Below are 19,202 nucleotides of genomic sequence, written 5' to 3'. Positions count from 1 at the left end.
GACTTGAAGGCCCAGCAGGCGGCCGTCAGCAACAACGGCAACTGGGTTGGCCTGCAGTCGAGCTACACCAGCACCGACGGCCAGAGCCACAGCATGGCCGACGTCTGGTTCCAGACGGCGCCGGCCACCGACCTGCGCGGCAAGGTCAGCGGCCTGGCCCAGGCCATCGCCGGCTACGGCGCGCCCGAGACGGCGGCGGCGGGCGGCAGCCTGGCCTACCAGGCCCAGCAGGCCAACGCCGGCCAGACCCTGGCCAGCGTGGACCGCATGGTCGAGGCACTCAGGCAGTACGACGCCCAGGCGCCACTGGCGGCAGGCAGCGCGAACGCACTGGCAGCGCCAGGCCAGAGCACGCCAGCCCAGCCAGGCACTACCCAGCACGGCTGGCTGGCCGTGGCCAAGTAAGTATGAAGTATGGGCCGGGCCGGGAGTACTTCCCGGCCCGTGGTGCCGTGGCGGCTGCCCCCCCCCCCCCCACGGGCCGTGGCCGGCCGCCACGGCTGGACCAGGCCCGCCAGAAGAGCATTGACCGCCGCAGGCAGAACAGGTATCGTCGAACTTGTTTATTGCCTTGCGGCATTTTTTTTCGATCTCCCCGCCCACTTCGAGTATCGCCATGATAGACATCCCTAGCCTGGACAGCGCCGGCATTGCCGCCTTGACGTCCACCCAGATCGCCGCCCTGACCAGCGCGCAGGTCGCGGCGTTGAGCACGGGGCAGTTGCAGGCCCTGAGCGGCGACCAGTTGCAGCTGCTGAAACCGGCCCAACTGATGGCGCTGTCGCTGGCCGATGTGGGCGCCTTGACCAGCACCCAGTTGCTGGCCCTGCGCAGCGCCCAGGTGGCGGTCTTGACGACGGGCCAGATCGCCGCGCTGAGCACCGGCCAGCTGGGCATGCTGACGGCGGGCGACGTGGGCGCGCTGCGCAGTTCGCAACTGCAGGCGCTGGGCACGGGCGGGCTGGCGGCCATGAGCACGGCCCAGGTCGCGGCGTTGCGCAACGTCCAGGTCGGCGCGCTCACCTCGGCCCAGGTGGCCGCGCTGTCGGGCGGCCAGCTGCTGGCGCTGTCGAGCGCCGACGTGGCGGCCCTCACCTCGTCCCAGCTCACGGCCCTGTCGGCCACCCTGCTGGACCAGCTGACCACCAGCCAGATCCACGCCCTGTCGAGCTACGCCATCGGGGCGCTGGCCACGTCCGGCTGGACGGCGCTGGGCACCAGCCAGCTGGCCGCCCTGAGCAGCCGGCAAGTGGCGGGCTTGAGCACTGCCCAGCTGGCCGTGCTGTCGGCCACCCAGTTGGGCGCGCTGCCGCTGTCGGGCTTGCGGACCGCCCAGGTTGCCGTCCTGAGCACGGCCTTCATCGCCGCCCTGGGCACCTGGCAGATCGCCGCCCTGAACAGCAGCGCCGTGGCCGCGCTGGGCAGCGGGCAGATCGATGCGCTCAACGCCAGCCAGCTGGGCGCGCTGGGCAGCGCGCAAGCGCGGGCCCTGGGCACCGCCCAGGTCGCCAGATTCGACGCCAGCGACCTCAACGCCCTCAGTTCGTCCGCCTTCGGCGCCCTGCGCAGCGCCGCCATCGCCGCCCTGGGCACGGCCAGCGTGGCCAGCCTGGCCACCGGCCAGCTGCAGGCGCTGCGCTCGAGCCAGGTCGCCGGACTGACCCTGGACCAGCTCGGCGTGCTGGGCAGCAGCCAGCTGCAGGCGCTGGCGTCGGCCGATGTGGCCGCCCTCAAGACGGCGCAGGTGGTGGCGCTGGGCGGCGGCGTGCTGGCCGCCCTGACCGGCGACCAGTTCGGCGCCTTGCGCAGCTCGGCCATTGCGGCCCTGAACACGGCCTGGGCCGCCAGCCTGAGCACCACCCAGCTGCAGGCGCTGCGCACCAGCCAGGTCGCCGGGCTGAGCCCGGACCAGCTCGGCGCACTCAGCAGTAGCCAGCTGCAGGTGCTGGCCACGGCCGATGTGGCCGCCCTCAAGACGGCGCAGGTGGCGGCGCTGGGCAGCAGCGCGCTGGCCGCGCTCACGTCAGGCCAGTTTGGCGCCCTGCGCAGCTCGGCCATTGGGGCCCTGAGCACGGCCTGGGCCGCCAGCCTGAGCACCACCCAGTTGCAGGCGCTGCGCACCAGCCAGGTGGCCGGCTTGAACACGGCCCAGCTCGGCGTGTTGGGCAGCAGCCAGCTGCAGGCGCTGAGCACGGCGGATGTGGCGGCCCTCAAGACGGTGCAGGTGGCCGCGTTGGGCAGCAATGCGCTGGCCGCGTTGACGCTCGACCAGCTGGGCGCCCTGCGCAGCTCGGCCATGGCGGCCCTGGGCACGGCGTGGGCCGCCAGCCTGAGCACCGCCCAGCTGTCGGCGCTGCGCACCGGCCAGGTGGCCGGCCTGAACCCGGACCAGCTCGGCGTGCTGGGCAGCGGCCAGCTGCAGGCGCTGGCCACGGCCGATGTGGCCGCCCTCAAGACGGCGCAGGTGGCGGCGCTGGGCAGCAGCGCGCTGGCCGCGCTGACCGTCGACCAGATCGGCGCCCTGCGCAGCTCGGCCGTGGCCAGCCTGGCCACGGCCACCGTCGCCAGCCTGGCCACGGGCCAGCTGCAGGCGCTGCGCACGGCCCAGGTGGTGGCATTGCGCACGGCCCAGCTGCAAGCGCTGTCATCGCTGCAGGTGGCGGCCCTGTCGAGCAGCGCCATCGCGGCCCTGCGCAGCAGCCAGGTGGCCGCGCTGGGCGAGCAGATGCTGGCCACGCTGCCGGCCGACCGCCTGGCGGCCCTGCGCACCTCGATCGTGGCGGCGCTCGGCACGTCGGCCATCGCCAGCCTCACCACCGCCCAGGCCGCCGCGCTGACGTCGGCCCAGGTGCACGCCTTGCGCACGGTCCAGGTGGCGGCCTTGGCGCCGGCCGAGTTCGCCGCGCTGGGCACCTCCGCGCTGCAAGCCTTGACCACGGCCGCCATGCGCGTGCTCAGCACCACCGAACTGAGCGCCATGGGCACGGCCCAGCTCGATGCCCTGAGCAGTGCCCAGGCGGCGGCCCTGACCGCTCCCCAGATCGCGGCCCTCAGTACCAGCCAGATCCAGCATTTGAAATTCGCCGGCAATACCCCGTTGGTGCTGGACCTGGACGGCAACGGGGTGCAGACGCTGAACCTGTCAGCCGGGGTGCGGTTCGACTTGAACGCGGACGGCCAGCAAGTCAATACCGGCTGGGTCGGCGCCGGCGACGGCTTGCTGGCGCTGGACCGCAACCATGACGGCGTGATCGGCGATGGTGGCGAACTGTTCGGCAGCGGCGTCACGCTGGCCGACGGCAGCAAGGCGCGCACCGGCTACCAGGCGCTGGCCGCACTGGACCAGAACGGCGACGGCGTCATCGATGCCAGGGACAGCGCCTACGCCGACCTGCGGGTCTGGGTGGACGCCAACGCGGACGGCGTCAGCCAGGCCGGTGAGCTGAGCAGTCTGGGCGAGCGCGGCATTGCCAGCCTGGATCTGCGGCCCCACACGGCCGGCTACCACAGCAACGGCAACTGGGTCGGGCTGGAATCGGCCTACACCGGCACGGATGGGCGCAGCCATGCCATGGCCGACGTCTGGTTCGGCGCGGCGCCGGCGCTGGACGGCAAGGTCAGCCAGCTGGCGCAGGCCATCGCCGCTTATGACGACCGGGTGGCGCGCAATGACCTGGCGCCCGCCCCGGCGCTGGACGGTACGGCCGGAGCCGGATGCGCCGGCCCGGCGCTGGCGGCGGTCGGGCGCATGGTCGAGCTGATGCGCCAGCCCGGCGCCCCGGCCGCGCCCGGCGCCCAGCCGCTGCTGGCCGACACGGCCAACGCCTGGCAAGCGCCGTTGCCGCCGCTGGCCTTGCCGCGTTGACGCGGCCCCGTCCCGGCCGGCGCCCCAATTGCACGGGGCCGGCCGGAAATCGGCCACCGCGCCCCGCCGCTGGAGTAAAATCGTGCTGCGCCGCATCGCCGGCCGAACCTGAAAGGTCGCGTTCCATGTCTTCATCCGTCGTCTGAACAATGCAAGCTAAATTTCCCCATACCGTGGTCCAGTGTCTGACGGCCATCGCCCAGCACCATGGCTTGCAAATCAACCCGGAACGCGTGATCGACGACTATGCACTGGGCGCCGAGGAACCGGCCGGGGCGCTGCTGGTGCGGATCGCTTCCGAGATCGGGCTCAAGGCCAGGATCAGCAAGCTCGACTGGGAAGGCTTGCTGGCCCAGGGCGGCGTCTTTCCGCTGATGGCCCGCCTCAACAACGGCAACGCCGTCATCGTGGTGGGCGCCCGCGCCGACGACGGCGACGGCAAGGTGGCGCTGCTCGATCCGCTGGAAGAGGGGGCCGGCGTGTTGCTGCTCGACCGCGCCCAGTTCTGCAGCCGCTGGGAGGGCGAAGTGCTGCTGGTCAAGCGGCGCCACGCGCTCACCGACGTCAACCAGCCGTTCGGGCTGCGCTGGTTCATCCCCGAGATCCTCAAGCAGAAGGCCGCCTTCCGCGACATCGCCGTGGCCGCCGTCGCCATGCACCTGCTGGCGCTGGCCTCGCCCGTGTTCTTCCAGCTGGTGATCGACAAGGTGCTGGTGCACCAGAGCGCCTCGACCCTGGTGGTGCTGGGGGTGGGCATCGTCATCGCGCTGGCCTTCGACGCCACCTTCGGCTTCCTGCGCCAGATCCTGACGCTGGCGGCCACCAACAAGATCGACATGCGCCTGACCCGGCGCACCTTCGGCCACCTGCTGTCGCTGCCGATCGACTATTTCGAGACCACCACCGCCGGCGTCATCACGCGCCACATGCAGCAGCTGGAAAAGATCCGCAACTTCCTCACCGGCCGCCTGTTCTTCACGGCGCTCGATACCACCGCGCTGGTGATCTTCCTGCCCATCCTGTTTACCTATTCGGTCAAGCTGGCCATGATCACGCTGGCCTTCACGGTGGCCATCGGCGCGGTGGTGGCGGCCATGGTGCCGACCTTCCAGCGCCGCCTGCAGGACCTGTACGCGGCCGAGGGCCGGCGCCAGGCGATGCTGGTGGAAACGGTGCACGGCATGCGCACCGTCAAGGCGCTGGCGCTGGAACCGACCCAGCGCAAGCTGTGGGACCAGCGTTCGGCCGAATCGATCTCGATGCACTTCCGGGTCGGCCAGATCTCGATCACGGGCAACGCCATCACCGACTTCCTGGGCAAGCTGCTGCCGGTGGTGATCATCGTGATCGGCGCCCAGGACGTGTTCGACCAGACCCTCAGCGTGGGCGCCCTGATCGCGTTCCAGATGATCACCGGGCGCGTCGTGTCGCCGCTGATCAACATCGTCGGCCTGGTCAACGAATACCAGGAAACGGCGCTGTCGGTGCGCATGCTGGGCGAGGTGATGAACCGCGCGCCCGAAGGCCGGGCCGGGGCCGGCGGCCTGCGGCCCCAGCTGGCCGGCAGCATCACCTTCGACCAGGTCACGTTCCGCTATCCGGGCGCCAGCACCACGGCCCTGGACCGGGCCAGCTTCACCATCGCCGCCGGCACCATCGTCGGCATCGTCGGGCGCAGCGGCTCGGGCAAGACCACGCTCACCAAGCTGATCCAGGGCCTCTATCCGCTGCAGGAGGGCATCATCCGCTTCGACGCCACGGACGCGCGCGAGATCGACCTGGCCCACCTGCGGCGCCAGATCGGCGTCGTGCTGCAGGAAAACTTCCTGTTCCGCGGCAGCGTGCGCGACAACATCGCCGCCGCCAAGAACGATGCCACCTTCGAGGACATCGTGGCTGCCGCCGAGGCCGCCGGCGCCGACGAGTTCATCGAGCGCATGCCGCAGGGCTACGACACGCTGCTCGAGGAAAACGCCAGCAACCTGTCGGGCGGCCAGAAGCAGCGGCTGTCGATCGCGCGCGCGCTGCTGACCAAGCCGCGCATCCTCATCCTCGACGAGGCCGCCAGCGCGCTGGACCCGGAAAGCGAAGCGATCTTCATCAACAACCTGGCGCGCATCGCCGTCGGCCGCACCGTCATCATGATTTCGCACCGCCTCTCGACCCTGGTCAACGCCGACGCCATCCTGGTGATGCAGCGCGGCAGCCTGATGGACAGCGGCCGCCACGAAGAACTGTTACAGCGCAGCGAAACCTACCAGCACCTATGGAACCAACAAACAAGCCATCTGTAAGCACCGCCCAGCGTTCCGCCAAGGTCGTCGACTTCCTGCCCGACGCCGACGAGATCGAGCTGCGTCCGCTGCCGGCCTTCGCCCGCATCACGCTGCCGGTGCTGGCCGCCGCCCTGGCGGCGGCCCTGCTGTGGGCCAGCTTCTCGGAGCTGGAACAGGTGGTGGTGGCGCGCGGCCGCCTGATCAACCCCTTGCCCAACATCGTGGTGCAGCCGCTGGAGACGTCGATCGTGCAGAAGATCGAGGTGCGGGTGGGCCAGGTGGTGCACAAGGGCGAACGGCTGGCGACGCTGGACCCGACCTTCGCCCAGGCCGACGAGGCGCAGCTGCGCGCCAAGTTGCGCAGCCTGAACACGCAGACCGACAGCCTGGCGCGCGAACTGGCCGGCAAGGACGGCGGCGCCGGCGCCACCGATGCCGACAGCGTGCTGCAGGCCCGGCTGGGCCAGGAGCGGCGCGCCAACTACGAGGCCCAGATCCGCCGCCTGGACGAGAACATCGCCCGCCTGCGCGCCAGCCTGGACACCAACCGCCATGACCAGGAAGTGCTGGCGGCGCGCCTGAAATCGGTGCGCGAAATGGAAACCATGCAGGAAAAGCTGCTGGCGCAGAACTTCGGCGCCCGCGTCCATCTGCTGGAAGCGCGCGACAAGCGGCTCGAGGTCGAGCGCGACCAGCTGATGACCTTGAACCGCGAGCAGGAAATCAAGCGCGAGCTGGCCGGCCTGGAGGCCGACAAGTCCGCCTTCAACAAGGGCTGGCGCCAGAAGGCCATGGAGGATATGCTGGTCATCTCGCGCGAGCGCAACGACGTGCAGGAACAGTTGCAAAAGGCCGACAAGCGCCACCAGCTGGTGAGCATGGTGGCGCCGGCCGACGGCGTGGTGCTGGAAATTGCCAAGCTGTCGACCGGCTCCATCGTGCGCGAAGCCGAGCCGTTCTTCACGCTGGTGCCGCTGTCGGCCCGGCTCGAGGCCGAAGTCCAGATCGACGCGCTCGACGTCGGCTACATCAAGCCCGGCGACCCGGTGCACGTCAAGCTGGACGCGTTCCCGTTCCAGCGCCACGGCGACCTGGCCTCGACGGTGCGCACCGTCAGCGAGGATGCCTTCCGGCGCGACGCGGCGGCCGGCCAGGGCCTGGACGCCTATTACCTGAGCCGCATCACGCTGGGCACGCAGCCGCTCAAGCACTTGCCGCCCCAGGCGCGTTTGCTGCCGGGCATGACCCTGTCGGCCGAGATCGTGGTCGGCAAGCGCACCGTGCTGTCGTATCTGGTGTGGCCGCTGACCAAGGCCGTGAGCGAATCGGCGCGCGAGCCCTAGGCCCGTTTTCATGGCGCGCGGTTGTTGACGCGCGGCATACTGTGCATAATAGCGGAGCCGCCCGCGGCCCGTTCCACCTCTTTTGGAAGATGCTATGCTGAACAATAAAACCATCCTCATCACCGGCGGCACCGGCTCGTTCGGCAAGCAGTTCGTCAAGACCATCCTGGCGCGCTACCAGCCCAAGAAAGTCATCATCTTTTCGCGCGATGAGCTCAAGCAGTATGAGATGGCGCAGACCTACAACGCGCCGCAGATGCGCTATTTCATCGGCGACGTACGCGACCAGGCGCGCCTGACCCAGGCCATGGACGGGGTCGACTACGTGATCCACGCGGCCGCCCTCAAGCACGTGCCGGTGGCCGAGTACAACCCGATGGAATGCATCAAGACCAACATCTACGGCGCCGAGAACGTGATCCACGCGGCGCTGGCCTGCGGCGTCGAGCGCGTGATCGCGCTGTCGACCGACAAGGCGGCCAACCCCATCAACCTGTACGGCGCCACCAAGCTGGCCTCGGACAAGCTGTTCGTGGCAGCCAACAACATGGTCGGTTCGCGGCCCACCCGCTTCTCGGTGGTACGTTACGGCAACGTGATCAATTCGCGCGGTTCCGTCATCCCCTTCTTCAAGGGCTTGCTGGCCCAGGGCGCCACCGAGCTGCCCATCACGGACGCGCGCATGACGCGCTTCTGGATCACGCTGCAGCAGGGGGTGGACTTCGTCATCAAGAATTTCGAGCGCATGCACGGCGGCGAAATCTTCATCCCGAAAATCCCGTCGGCCACCGTCACCACCCTGGCCGAGGTGCTGGCGCCCAACTTGCCGCACAAGATAGTGGGCATCCGCCCCGGCGAGAAGCTGCATGAGATCATGTGCCCGTTCGACGATTCGCACCTGACGCTGGCCTTCCACGACCACTACGTGATCCAGCCGTCGATCGTGGTCAGCGCGCGCGAGGACTACCGCCGCAACCGGCTCGGCGAGGACGGCGTGCCGGTGGCCGGCGGCTTCGAATACAATTCCGGCACCAATCCGGAGGTGCTCGACGCGGAAGGCCTGGGCCAGCTGATCGCGCTGAGCGAACGCACCGGTTACTGACGGAGCCCCGATGAAGATCGCCATCATTCCCGCCCGCGGCGGCAGCAAGCGCATCCCCCGCAAGAACATCCGCCCCTTCGCCGGCCAGCCCCTGATCGCCTATTCGATCAAGGCGGCCAGGGACAGCGGCCTGTTCGACCACGTCATCGTCAGCACCGACGACGAGGAAATCGCGGCAGTGGCGCGCCAGTACGGCGCCGAGACGCCGTTCGTGCGCCCGCCCGAGCTGGCCAACGACCACGCCACCACGGTGCCCGTCATCAAGCACGCGGTACAGTGGGTGCAGCAGAACCTGGGACCGGTCGACTACGCGTGCTGCATTTACGCCACCGCCCCCTTCATCCAGGCCAGCGCGCTGCGCGGCGCGCTGGCGCTGCTGCAGCAGCGCCACGTGAGCGGCTATGTGTTCAGCGCCGCCAGCATGCCGTTCCCCATCCAGCGCAGCTTCAAGGTGGCTGCGGACGGCCACGTCGAAATGTTTCAGCCCGAGCACTACAACACCCGCTCGCAAGACCTGGAAGAGGCCTACATGGACGCCGGCCAGTTCTACTGGGGCGCGGCCGCGGCCTACCTGAGCGACAAGATCTTCTTCGCGCCCGACTCCGTGGCCTACGTGCTGCCGCGCCACATGGTGCAGGACATCGATACGCTGGAAGACTGGAAGCGCGCCGAACTGATGTACGACGCGCTCAAGCGCAACGGCGACCTGGTCTGAGCGGCGCCATGGCGACCATCGTCGTTACCGGCGCCACCGGCATGCTGGGCAGCACGCTGGCGCCGCTGCTGGCCGCCGCCGGTCACACGGTGCTGCGGCATGGCCATAGCGGCGCGGCCGACCTGCAGGCCGACCTGTGCGACTACCACGCCACTGCCGCCATGCTCGACGCGGCGCAGCCGGACTGCATCGTGAACCTGGTGGCGCTGACCAACGTCGATACCTGCGAGCGCGACCCGCAGGCCGCCTACCTGCTCAACACGGCCAGCGTCGAGCACCTGGCGCGCTGGATGAAGGGGCACCCGGCCTGCCACCTGGTGCAGATCTCGACCGACCACCTGTACGACGGTCCCGGTCCGCACGACGAGCAGCAGCTCACCATCCGCAACACCTACGCCTTGTCCAAGCTGGCCGGCGAACTGGCCGCCGGCTGCGTGCCCAGCACCGTGTTGCGCACCAATTTCTTTGGCCGCAGCCGGTGCGCCGGGCGCGTCAGCTTCAGCGACTGGCTGTACGGCGCGCTGCGGGCCGGCACGCCCGTGACCGTGTTCGACGATGTGCAGTTTTCCCCGCTGTCGCTCGAGACGCTGTGCGCGATGATCGCGCGCGTGGTCGAGCAGCGTCCGCCGGGCGTCTACAACCTCGGCGCGCGCGACGGCATGAGCAAGGCCGATTTCGCCTACGCGCTGGCAGCCGCGCTGCAGCTGCCCGACCGTGCGCTGCGGCGCGCCCTGTCGAGCGCCTCGGCCGCGCTGAGCGCGCGCCGGCCGACCGACATGCGCATGGACAGCGCCCGCTTCGAGCAGGCGCTGGGCGTGCGCCTGCCCACCCTTAACGATGAAATTCTATCCCTGCGGAGTGTCTACCGTGAACCAGCCTGACCGTATCCTGCACATCCAGGGCCAAGCCATCGGCGACGCCCACCCGACCTACTTCATCGCCGACATCGCCGCCAACCACGACGGCGACCTGGAACGGGCCAAGGATCTGATCTACATGGCGGCCGAAGCGGGCGCCGACGCCGCCAAGTTCCAGCACTTCAAGGCCAACACCATCGTCAGCGATGCCGGCTTCAAGGCGCTGGGCGGCCAGCAGTCGCACCAGGCCAAGTGGAAGAAGAGCGTGGTCGAAGTGTACGCGGACGCCAGCGTGCCCATGCTGTGGACCACGACGCTCAAGGAAACCTGCGACAAGGCCGGCATTTGCTTCTTCACCAGCCCGTACGACAAGGAACTGGTCGATCACGTCGACCCCTTTGTGCCGGCCTTCAAGATCGGTTCCGGCGACATCACGTGGCTGGAGATCATCGAACACATCTGTTCCAAGCACAAACCCACCATCCTCGCCACGGGCGCCTCCAGCATGGACGATGTGGACCGCGCCGTGCAGGCCGCGCTGGCCATCAATCCGCAGCTGGCGCTGATGCAGTGCAACACCAACTACACGGCGCAGCTGGAGAATTTCAAATACATCCAGCTCAACGTGCTCAAATGCTACCGCGCCATGTATCCGGACATGGTGCTGGGCCTGAGCGACCACACGCTGGGCCATGCGACGGTGCTGGGCGCGGTGGCGCTGGGCGCGCGCATGATCGAAAAGCATTTCACGGACGACGTCGGGCGCGACGGCCCGGACCACGGTTTCTCGATGAGCCCCAAGGCCTGGCGCGACATGGTCGACGCCACCCGCGAACTGGAACTGGCGCTCGGTAACGGCATCAAGCGGGTCGAGGAAAACGAAAAGCAGACGGCCGTGCTGCAGCGGCGCGCCATCCGCCTGGTGCAGGACCTGCCGGCCGGCAGCGTGCTCACGCGCGAACACGTGACGGTGCTGCGGCCCTGCCCGGCCGACGCCGTCTCGCCGCTGGCGCTGGCGCAGGTGCCGGGCAAGCGCCTGACGCGCGCCATCATGGCTGGAGATTACCTGCGATGGACCGACCTCGCGTAGCCATCGTCGTCCCCGCCCTGAACGAGGCGGCGACGATAGGGGCGGTGCTGGAGCGGGTGCGGGCCTACGGCTATCCCATCGTGGTGGACGACGGCTCGCAGGACGACACGGCGGCCCTGGCGCGCGCGGCCGGCGCCGACGTGGTCAGCCACGCCAGCAACCAGGGTTATGACGGCGCCCTCAACACGGGCTTTGCCCGCGCCGCCGCGCTGGGCGCGCGCTACATCGTCACGCTCGACGCGGACGGCCAGCACAACCCGGCCCAGCTGGCCGAGATGATCGCCCACCTGGAGCAGGGCAACGAGCTGGTGCTGGGCGTGCGCGACCGCCTGCAGCGGGTGGGCGAAGTGATCTTCGCCGCCCTGGCCGGCTGGCTGTGGTCGGTGCGCGACCCGCTGTGCGGCATGAAAGGTTACGCGGTCGAGCTGTACCAGCGGGCCGGCCATTTCGACAGCTTCCAGTCGATCGGCAGCGAGCTGGCCGTGCGCGCCATGGTCAACCATTGCCGCTACGTGGAAATGCCCATCCTGACCCGCGACCGGGCCGACGCGCCCCGCTTCGGGCGCCGCTTCCAGGCCAACTACAAGATCCTGCGCGCCATGTGCATCCTGCTGCTGCGCTACGGCCGTGGCCAGCTGCGGAGCGCCCCGTGAGCGGCGCGCCGCTGCGGGTGGCCATCGCCGGCTGCGGCCTGATCGGCACCCAGTGGGATGCCGCCGGGCCGGCCCTGCCGTACGCGCTGACCCATGCGGCCGGCTTCAGCCGCCAGCCCGGCGCCGTGCTGGTGGCCGTGTGCGACCCCGACCTGGACAAGGCGCGCGCCGCCGCCGCCCGCTGGGGCGTGGCCGGCGCCTACGCCGATCCGGGCGCCATGTTCGCGGCCGGCCCCGTCGACCTGGCCGTGGTGGCCAGTGCCAGCGCGGCGCGCTGGGACGTGGTGCAGCCGGCCCTGGCGGCCGGGGTCAAGGTGCTGGTGATCGAAAAGCCGCTGGCCACCACGCTGGCCGAGAGCCGGCGCCTGGTGGCCGCCATCGACGCGGCCGGCGTGCGCACGGTGGTCAATTTCTCGCGCCGCTGGGACCCGGCCATGCTGGACTTGCGGGCCCGCATCGTGGGCGGCGCCATGGGGCCCATCGAGCGCCTGGTGGGCACCTATGGCAAGGGCTTGACCAACAACGGCTCGCACATGGTGGACCTGGTGGCCTTCCTGTGCGACGCCCGGCCGCTGCGGGCCCGGGCCCTCGGTTCGCCGCTGGACCCGGGCGAGGCCGACTGGTCGCAGGGGCGCGACCGCGCCCTGGACGCCCAGCTCGAATATGAGGACGACGGCGGGCGCCGCTTCCAGCTGACCATGCTGGGCACCGACCAGCGCGCCTACACCTGTTTCGAGCTGCGGGTGCTGGGCAGCACGGCCCTGTGCGAGCTGACCCTGGGCGGGCGCACCGTGCGCTATACGGAACTGGCCGCCGATCCGCACTACGCCGGCTACACGGTGCCGGGCGCGCCGCAGGCGCTGGCGGCCCACGCGCTGGAGGCGATGGAGCGGATGGCGGCCCAGGCCCTGCAACTGGCCGGCGGCGCCATCGCGCGCGCCAACAGCGACATCCACACGGCGCTGCAGACGGCGCTGGCGGTCGAGGCGGTACGGCGTTCGGCGGCCGAGCATGGCCGCTGGGTGACCCTGGCCGAACTGGACGATACTCAAACACTGATGGGAGAATGATCTTGGCTGAACTGGCAATCAAGGGCGGCACGCCGACCCGCAGCACACCGTTCGCCGTGCGCCGCACCATGGGCGCAAGCGAAAAGCAGGCCGTCATCGAGGTGATGGACAGCGACCACCTGTCGGGCTTCTTCGGCAGCCCCGGCCCGCAATGGCTGGGCGGCCCCAAGGTGCAGCAATTCGAGCGCAAGTGGGCCGACAAATACGGCTTTGGCCACGCCATTTCCATCAATTCCTGGACCACCGGCCTGATGACGGCCGTGGGCGCCATCGGCATCGGTCCCGGCGACGAGGTGATCGTCTCGCCCTACACCATGTCGGCCAGCGCCACCGCCATCCTGTTCTACGGCGGCATCCCCGTGTTCGCCGACATCGACCCCGACACCTTCAACCTGAGCGCGGCCAGCATCGCGGCCCGCATCACGCCGCGCACCAAGGCCATCATGGTGGTGCACATCTTCGGCCAGGCGGCCGACATGGACCCCATCATGGCGCTGGCCCGCCAGCACGGGCTGCGCGTGATCGAGGACGCGGCCCAGGCGCCGGGCGTGCACTACAAGGGCCGGCCGGTCGGCACCATCGGCGACATCGGCGGCTTCAGCCTGAACTACCACAAGCATATCCACACCGGTGAAGGGGGCATGCTGGTCACGGACGACGCCCAGCTGGCGCTGCGCTGCCAGCTGATCCGCAACCACGGGGAAAACCTGGTCGAATCGTTGCAGGTGGAAGACTTGACCAACATGATAGGCTCGAACTACCGGCTGACCGAGCTGCAGGCCGCCATCGGCGCGGCCCAGCTCGACCGGCTGGACGACTACCTGGCCACCCGCCAGCGCCTGGCCGCGCACTTCAGCGGCGCCCTGGCAGGCATCGCCGGCCTGACCCCGGCCGCCGTGGCCGAAGGGGCCGGGCATGCCTATTACCTGTATCCGATCAAGCTCGACTGCGCCGTGCTGGGCCTGTCGCGCCCGCAGTTCGTGGCGGCCGTCAACGCCGAGCTGCCCACGCCCACCGTGTGGGAGCAGACCGGGCTGGTGGAAGCCTATGTCCGTCCGCTGTACTTGGCGCCGGCCTACCAGCGCCAGATCGCCATCGGCCGCGACGGCTTCCCGTGGAGCGTCAACGCCGGCGTGCAGTACGACTACAGCAAGGGCAGCTGCCCGGTGGTCGAGCGCATGCACGAGCAGGAACTGGTCTACACGCCCCTGATGCGCGAACCGCTGACGGAGCACGATATCGACCATCTGGTGGCCGCCATCCACAAGGTGCTGCGGCACCGCGCCGAACTGGCGGACTGAGCGGCGACGGCCTCACTTGCACCGGTTGCCGTATTTGGTTATGGTAGCGATATTGACGCACAGCACGAGGCCCACCCACCATGCATAAGCAGCAAGAGCAACCCAGCCTGGTGCTGCGCGGGCAAGTGGTGACGCTGCACCGTTTCCAGGTGGCCGACATCGGGCCCGACTACGTGGGCTGGCTGAACGACGGCCAGCTCATGCGTTACAGCAATCAGCGCTTCCGCCGCCACGACGCGGCCAGTTGCCGCGCCTACCTGGCCAGTTTCGACGACAGCGACAACCTGTTCATGGCGATCCGCCATGCCGGCGTCCTGGTCGGCACCATGACCGTGTACCGTGCCGCCGTCCACGGCACGGCCGACATCGGCCTGCTGATCGGCGCGGGCGGCCAGGGCCGGGGCTGGGGCCGCGACGCCTGGGCCACCATGCTGGCCCACCTGCTGGCCGGCGGCACCCGCAAGGTGACGGGCGGCACGCTGCGCTGCAACGGGCCCATGGTGCGCATCATGCAGGCTTGCGGCATGGTGCCCGACGGGGTGCGCAGCGGCCAGGAACTGGTGGACGGCCAGCCGCAGGACATCTTGTATTTCGCCGCATTCAACCCGCTATGTTAGCGCCGCTGTCCGCCCCGCTGGCCCTGGTGGCCCATGACGCCGGGGCCGCCAACCATCTGCTGGCCTGGTACGAGGCCGGGCAGCTGGGGGACGCGCCGCGCCCTTGCCTGGCCGGGCCGGCGCTGGCGCTGTGGCAGCAGGGTGGCCATGGGCCGGTGCTGGCGCTCGAGCAGGCGCTGGAGGGGGCCGCCATGCTGCTGAGCGGCACCGGCTGGGCCAGCGCGTTCGAGCACGAAGCGCGGCGCCAGGCGCGCGCCCGTGGCATCCGCAGCGTGGCCGTCATCGACCACTGGACCAACTACCGGGCCCGCTTCGTGCGGGCCGGCCAGCAGGTGCTGCCGGACGAGATCTGGGTCACCGACGGCCATGCGCTGGCGCTGGCACAGGCCGAGTTCGCGCCGCTGCCGGTGCGCTGCCAGCCCAACCTTTACCTGGAGCGGCAAGTGGCGCTGGTCGGCCAGCGCCCGCGCCCGTCCCATGCCGGCCAGCGCGTGCTGTACGTGCTCGAACCGATACGGGCGGCCTGGGGCGTGCTGGCCGAGCCGGGCGAACTGCTGGCGCTGGACTACTTCGTGGCCCAGCTGGCCCGGCTCGGGCTCGATGCGGGCAGCCCGATCCGGCTGCGGCCCCACCCGTCCGACCCGCCCGGCAAGTACGGGCCGTGGCTGGCGCGCCAGCGTCACCTGGACGTGGCGCTGGACGAGCATCCGACCCTGGCCGACGCCCTGGCCTGGGCCGATACCGTGGCCGGTTGCCAGACCTACGCGATGGTGGTGGCGCTGGCCGCCGGGCGGCGGGTGGTGTCCACCGTGCCGCCATGGGCGCCGCCGTGCGTGTTGCCCCATCCTGAAATCCTTCGATTGTCCGCTTTAACCACATAGGTGTCACATGACTATCAACAACACATACGGCCAGCCGCTGTTTCCCGATATCAAGTACTGCGCACGCTGCTGCATGCCGGAAACCAATGAAGGCATGCAGTTCGACGAAATGGGCATCTGCCAGGCGTGCCAGTCGTCGGAACAGAAGATCCGCATCAACTGGGTCGAGCGCGAGCAGGAGTTGCGCAAGATCCTCGATTACTACAAGAGCCTGAACAACGAGTATGACTGCATCATCCCCATCTCCGGCGGCAAGGACAGCACCTTCCAGCTGCACGTGCTGACCAAGGTGTATGGCTTGCGCGCGCTGGCCGTCACCTTCAGCCACACCTGGTTCTCCGAGACGGGCAAGTACAACCTGCAGAACTGCCTCGAGAAATTCGACGTCGACCACGTCATGTTCTCGCCCAGCCGCTCGCTGGTGAACCGGCTGGCGCGCCAGTCGCTGTTCAAGATCGGCGACGCCTGCTGGCATTGCCACTCGGGGGTGGGCGCCTTCCCCATGCAGACGGCGGTACGCTACAAGATCCCGTTGCTGATCTGGGGCGAGTCGATCGCCGAAACGTCGGGCCGCGCCACCCACCGCAATCCGGTGCGCAAGTTCGACCGCGACTATTTCACCAAGGTGTCGGCCAAGCGCTACCCGGAGGAGATGGTCAACGACGAGATCAGCCTGCGCGAGATGTCGTGCTTCAAGCTGCCGTCGGTGGAGGACATCGAACGGCTGGGCGTGGTGGGCATCCACCTGGGCGACTTCATCTTCTGGGACGACGAGCGCCAGATGGAGTTCGTGCGCGACGTCTATGACTGGCGCGAAGACAAGGTGGAAGGCACCTACAAGAACTACAAGAGCGTCGAGTGCCGCATGGCCGGCGTGCACGACTACACCAAGTTCCTCAAGCGCGGCTTCGGGCGCGGCACCGATCACGCCAGCGTGGACGTGCGCGCCGGCCTGCTGACGCGCGAGGAAGCGTTCGAGCTGGCCAAGGCGGCCGACACGGAACGCCCGCCGGCGCTCGACTGGTACCTGCAGATCACCGGTTTCAGCGAGGACGAGTTCAACGCCGTCATGCGCCAGCACCGGGCCCAGGTGACGGCCGGGGGCGGCCTGACGGACGAGAAGTTCGCCGCCGCCGTGCAAGCCTACCGCCTGTCGCAGGTGAAGCCATGAACGCGCCGGTGCCAACCACGCTGGCCGACTGCACGGCCAGCGAGCTGCTGGGCCTGCTGCGCGGGCGCCAGGCCAGCGCCGTCGAAGTGACCCAGGCCTGCCTCGACAGCATCGGCCGCCACGAGGCCGAGATCCACGCCTGGACCTGGCTCGACCCGGAACTGGCCCTGCGCCAGGCGGCCGCGGCCGACCTGAAGCTGGCCGACGGCAGCGGCGGCGCCCTGTGCGGCTTGCCGGTGGGGGTGAAGGATATCTTCAACACGGCCGACATGCCGACCCAGATGGGCAGCCCGATCTGGGACGGCTTTACGCCCGGTAACGATGCGCGCGTGGTGCACTACCTGCGCATGGCCGGCGCGGTGGTGCTGGGCAAGACCGTGACGGCGGAGTTTGCCGTGCATGCGCCCGGCCCGACCCGCAACCCCCACCACCTGGACTACATCCCCGGCACCTCGTCGAGCGGTTCGGCGGCCGCCACCGCCGCCCACATGGTGCCGCTGGCGCTGGGCACGCAGACGGCCGGCTCCATCATCCGTCCCGCCAGCTATTGCGGCGTCTATGGCTACAAGCCCTCGTTCGGCCTGGTGCCGCGCACCGGCATGCTGAAGACCACCGACAGCCTGGACACGGTGGGCATGTTCGCCCGTTGCGTGGACGACCTGGGCCTGTTGTTCGACACGGTACGCGTGCACGGCATCGACTTCCCCATCGCGCACGCCTTGCTGAACGACCCGGCGCGGCAAACCCGGGGCGCCCGTGCGTGGCGGGTGGGCCTGGTGCGCGGGCCGAAATGGGCCTGCGCCGAACCGTACGCCCAGCAGGCGCTGACGGAATTCGCCCAGCGTCTGGCCGCGCTGCCCGAGGTCGAAGTGGTGGACTGCCCGCTGCCCGCCGGCTTCAGCCAGGCGCACGATATCCACAACACCATCTATGACAAGGCGCTGGCCTATTACTTCAAGGAGGAGTTCGCCGCGCACACGCTGGTCAGTCCCATCATGTATGACATCGTCACGCGCGGCAACGCGGTGACGGTGGAGCAATACCAGTGGGCCCAGCAGCAACAGAACGTGCTGGCGCACCAGCTCGACGATGTGATGCGCCAGGACTACGACATCCTGCTGGACCTGTCGACCGGCGGCGAAGCGTTGCGCGGGCTCGATTCGGTCGACCGTCCCGACCATTGCCTGATCTGGACCCTGGCCGGCGTGCCGACCTTGAACTTGCCGGTGTTTAGCGGCCCGAACGGCCTGCCGTTCGGCGCCCAGCTGTGCGCGCGCCGTTACAACGACTATCTGTTGCTGGACTTCGCGCGCCACTTGCAGGCGCACGGGGTATGCGGGCTGGACACTTATCCGCAGCCGCAGTTTCGCCGCTAACGGCGCTTGACGGCGCCGGCGCCGGCCGGCGCCGGGCGGGGCGGGGCCGGCGTCCCGGGACGCCGTCGGTCAGTACTGGCAGCTAAACAGCAGCGCGTCGCGCGCGTGGGCGTGCTGCATGAAGTCGACCGACACCTCGCGCTTGCGCTGGTAGTCGCCCTGCAGCGTCTCGGCGTTGCGCAAGTGGTGGTTGCCCCAGCCGCGCGCCACGTCGGCCGGATTGAGCTTGTTGGCGATCTGCATCTTGCGGGCGATGGTGCGCTCGGTCCACGGCGCATAGTGGAACACCATCACCATCAGGTTGAGGATGCGGAAACTGGCGTCCGGCAGGTAGGAGCCGTGGCGGCCCGGGGTGTACATGCCGACCGCGTTATGGTGGTAGAAGCGGTTGCGGGTGGGCTGGCCGCCGATGTTGCCGATGCGCATGCGCTCTTCCACGGTGGGGATGGCGTTGTCGTCGATGCCAAAGTGTTTCTGCAGCGGCAGCGGCCGGTCGTAGGTGGGGATCTGGGCCGGATCGTCGTCGATCACCAGCATGCCGGAGGCGGCGCAGCCGATGCGCCCCATTTCCGTCAGCGAGGCCTCGAGCTGGGCCAGCGGCACGCTGCACACGAGGAACTCGGTCACCGTCAGCGCGATCTTCCAGCCCACCATCTCCTGCTCGTAATTCATCACCTCCAGGTCCGTCAGGTAGGCGTCGAAATGGGTCAGCCGGCTGCGCACGAGGCGCCAGTTGGGCGCCAGTTCGCGGCAGATCTCGGCCGAGCGGTCGGTCGAACCATGGTCGATCAGGATGCCATAGTCGAACAGGGGCAGATGGTGTTTGAGCCACCAGGGCAGCAGGTACTCTTCGTTGTAGAAATGGCAGATGACGGTGCGCATGGA

General features: G+C 69.2%; 16 protein-coding genes. 15 read left to right on the top strand and 1 reads right to left on the bottom strand.

Going from position 1 to position 19,202, the window contains the following annotated elements:
• The 15 genes from AC3WOS_RS22825 to AC3WOS_RS22755 all read left to right on the top strand — a co-directional run.
• The coding region (locus AC3WOS_RS22825) for a hypothetical protein (RefSeq protein ID WP_492718832.1) at window positions 1–405 on the top strand (405 nt) is incomplete at its 5' end.
• Window positions 406–616: 211 nt separating this feature from the next.
• Window positions 617–3,865, top strand: a complete 3,249-nt coding sequence (locus tag AC3WOS_RS22820) for a beta strand repeat-containing protein (protein ID WP_492718831.1) — start codon at window positions 617–619, stop codon at window positions 3,863–3,865.
• Window positions 3,866–4,014: 149 nt separating this feature from the next.
• Window positions 4,015–6,159, top strand: coding sequence for a peptidase domain-containing ABC transporter (locus AC3WOS_RS22815; protein WP_492718829.1), 2,145 nt, complete (start codon window positions 4,015–4,017; stop codon window positions 6,157–6,159).
• The gene (locus AC3WOS_RS22810; protein WP_492718827.1) at window positions 6,132–7,484 is read left to right on the top strand and encodes an HlyD family type I secretion periplasmic adaptor subunit; all 1,353 of its coding nucleotides are present in this window, start codon (window positions 6,132–6,134) and stop codon (window positions 7,482–7,484) included. Before AC3WOS_RS22815 ends, AC3WOS_RS22810 begins: the two co-directional genes overlap by 28 nt.
• A 94-nt stretch (window positions 7,485–7,578) precedes the next feature.
• Window positions 7,579–8,586 carry a UDP-N-acetylglucosamine 4,6-dehydratase (inverting) gene (gene pseB, locus AC3WOS_RS22805; RefSeq protein WP_492718825.1) on the top strand — a complete coding sequence of 336 codons (1,008 nt, stop codon included), beginning with the start codon at window positions 7,579–7,581 and terminating at the stop codon, window positions 8,584–8,586.
• A gap of 10 nt (window positions 8,587–8,596) precedes the next feature.
• A complete protein-coding gene (gene pseF / locus AC3WOS_RS22800) occupies window positions 8,597–9,301 on the top strand; it encodes a pseudaminic acid cytidylyltransferase (protein ID WP_492718823.1) in 705 nt (234 codons plus the stop codon).
• Window positions 9,302–9,309: 8 nt separating this feature from the next.
• Entirely contained in the window at window positions 9,310–10,182 is an 873-nt protein-coding gene (locus tag AC3WOS_RS22795) for a dTDP-4-dehydrorhamnose reductase family protein (RefSeq protein WP_492718821.1), read from the top strand.
• Window positions 10,169–11,248, top strand: coding sequence for an N-acetylneuraminate synthase family protein (locus AC3WOS_RS22790; RefSeq protein ID WP_492718819.1), 1,080 nt, complete (start codon window positions 10,169–10,171; stop codon window positions 11,246–11,248). The genes AC3WOS_RS22795 and AC3WOS_RS22790 overlap by 14 nt, the downstream gene beginning before the upstream one ends.
• Entirely contained in the window at window positions 11,230–11,901 is a 672-nt protein-coding gene (locus tag AC3WOS_RS22785) for a glycosyltransferase family 2 protein (RefSeq protein WP_492718818.1), read from the top strand. The genes AC3WOS_RS22790 and AC3WOS_RS22785 overlap by 19 nt, the downstream gene beginning before the upstream one ends.
• Window positions 11,898–12,971, top strand: a complete 1,074-nt coding sequence (locus tag AC3WOS_RS22780) for a Gfo/Idh/MocA family protein (protein WP_492718816.1) — start codon at window positions 11,898–11,900, stop codon at window positions 12,969–12,971. The genes AC3WOS_RS22785 and AC3WOS_RS22780 overlap by 4 nt, the downstream gene beginning before the upstream one ends.
• A 2-nt stretch (window positions 12,972–12,973) precedes the next feature.
• Window positions 12,974–14,272, top strand: a complete 1,299-nt coding sequence (locus tag AC3WOS_RS22775) for a DegT/DnrJ/EryC1/StrS family aminotransferase (protein WP_492718814.1) — start codon at window positions 12,974–12,976, stop codon at window positions 14,270–14,272.
• An 80-nt stretch (window positions 14,273–14,352) separates the two neighbouring features.
• Window positions 14,353–14,889 carry a GNAT family N-acetyltransferase gene (locus AC3WOS_RS22770; protein ID WP_492718812.1) on the top strand — a complete coding sequence of 179 codons (537 nt, stop codon included), beginning with the start codon at window positions 14,353–14,355 and terminating at the stop codon, window positions 14,887–14,889.
• The gene (locus AC3WOS_RS22765) at window positions 14,883–15,770 is read left to right on the top strand and encodes a hypothetical protein (protein WP_492718810.1); all 888 of its coding nucleotides are present in this window, start codon (window positions 14,883–14,885) and stop codon (window positions 15,768–15,770) included. Before AC3WOS_RS22770 ends, AC3WOS_RS22765 begins: the two co-directional genes overlap by 7 nt.
• A 7-nt stretch (window positions 15,771–15,777) precedes the next feature.
• Entirely contained in the window at window positions 15,778–16,941 is a 1,164-nt protein-coding gene (locus AC3WOS_RS22760) for an N-acetyl sugar amidotransferase (protein WP_492718808.1), read from the top strand.
• Entirely contained in the window at window positions 16,938–18,317 is a 1,380-nt protein-coding gene (locus AC3WOS_RS22755; protein WP_492718806.1) for an amidase, read from the top strand. Before AC3WOS_RS22760 ends, AC3WOS_RS22755 begins: the two co-directional genes overlap by 4 nt.
• A 69-nt stretch (window positions 18,318–18,386) precedes the next feature.
• Here AC3WOS_RS22755 and AC3WOS_RS22750 read toward each other — a convergent pair whose 3' ends face one another.
• Window positions 18,387–19,199 carry a glycosyltransferase family 2 protein gene (locus tag AC3WOS_RS22750; protein WP_492718804.1) on the bottom strand — a complete coding sequence of 271 codons (813 nt, stop codon included), beginning with the start codon at window positions 19,197–19,199 and terminating at the stop codon, window positions 18,387–18,389.
• Window positions 19,200–19,202: the final 3 nt, after the last annotated feature.

This window comes from Rugamonas sp. FW305-51, assembly GCF_058786935.1.
The sequence above is the reverse complement of the archived record's forward strand: the minus strand, read 5'-3'. Positions and strand labels throughout refer to the sequence as shown.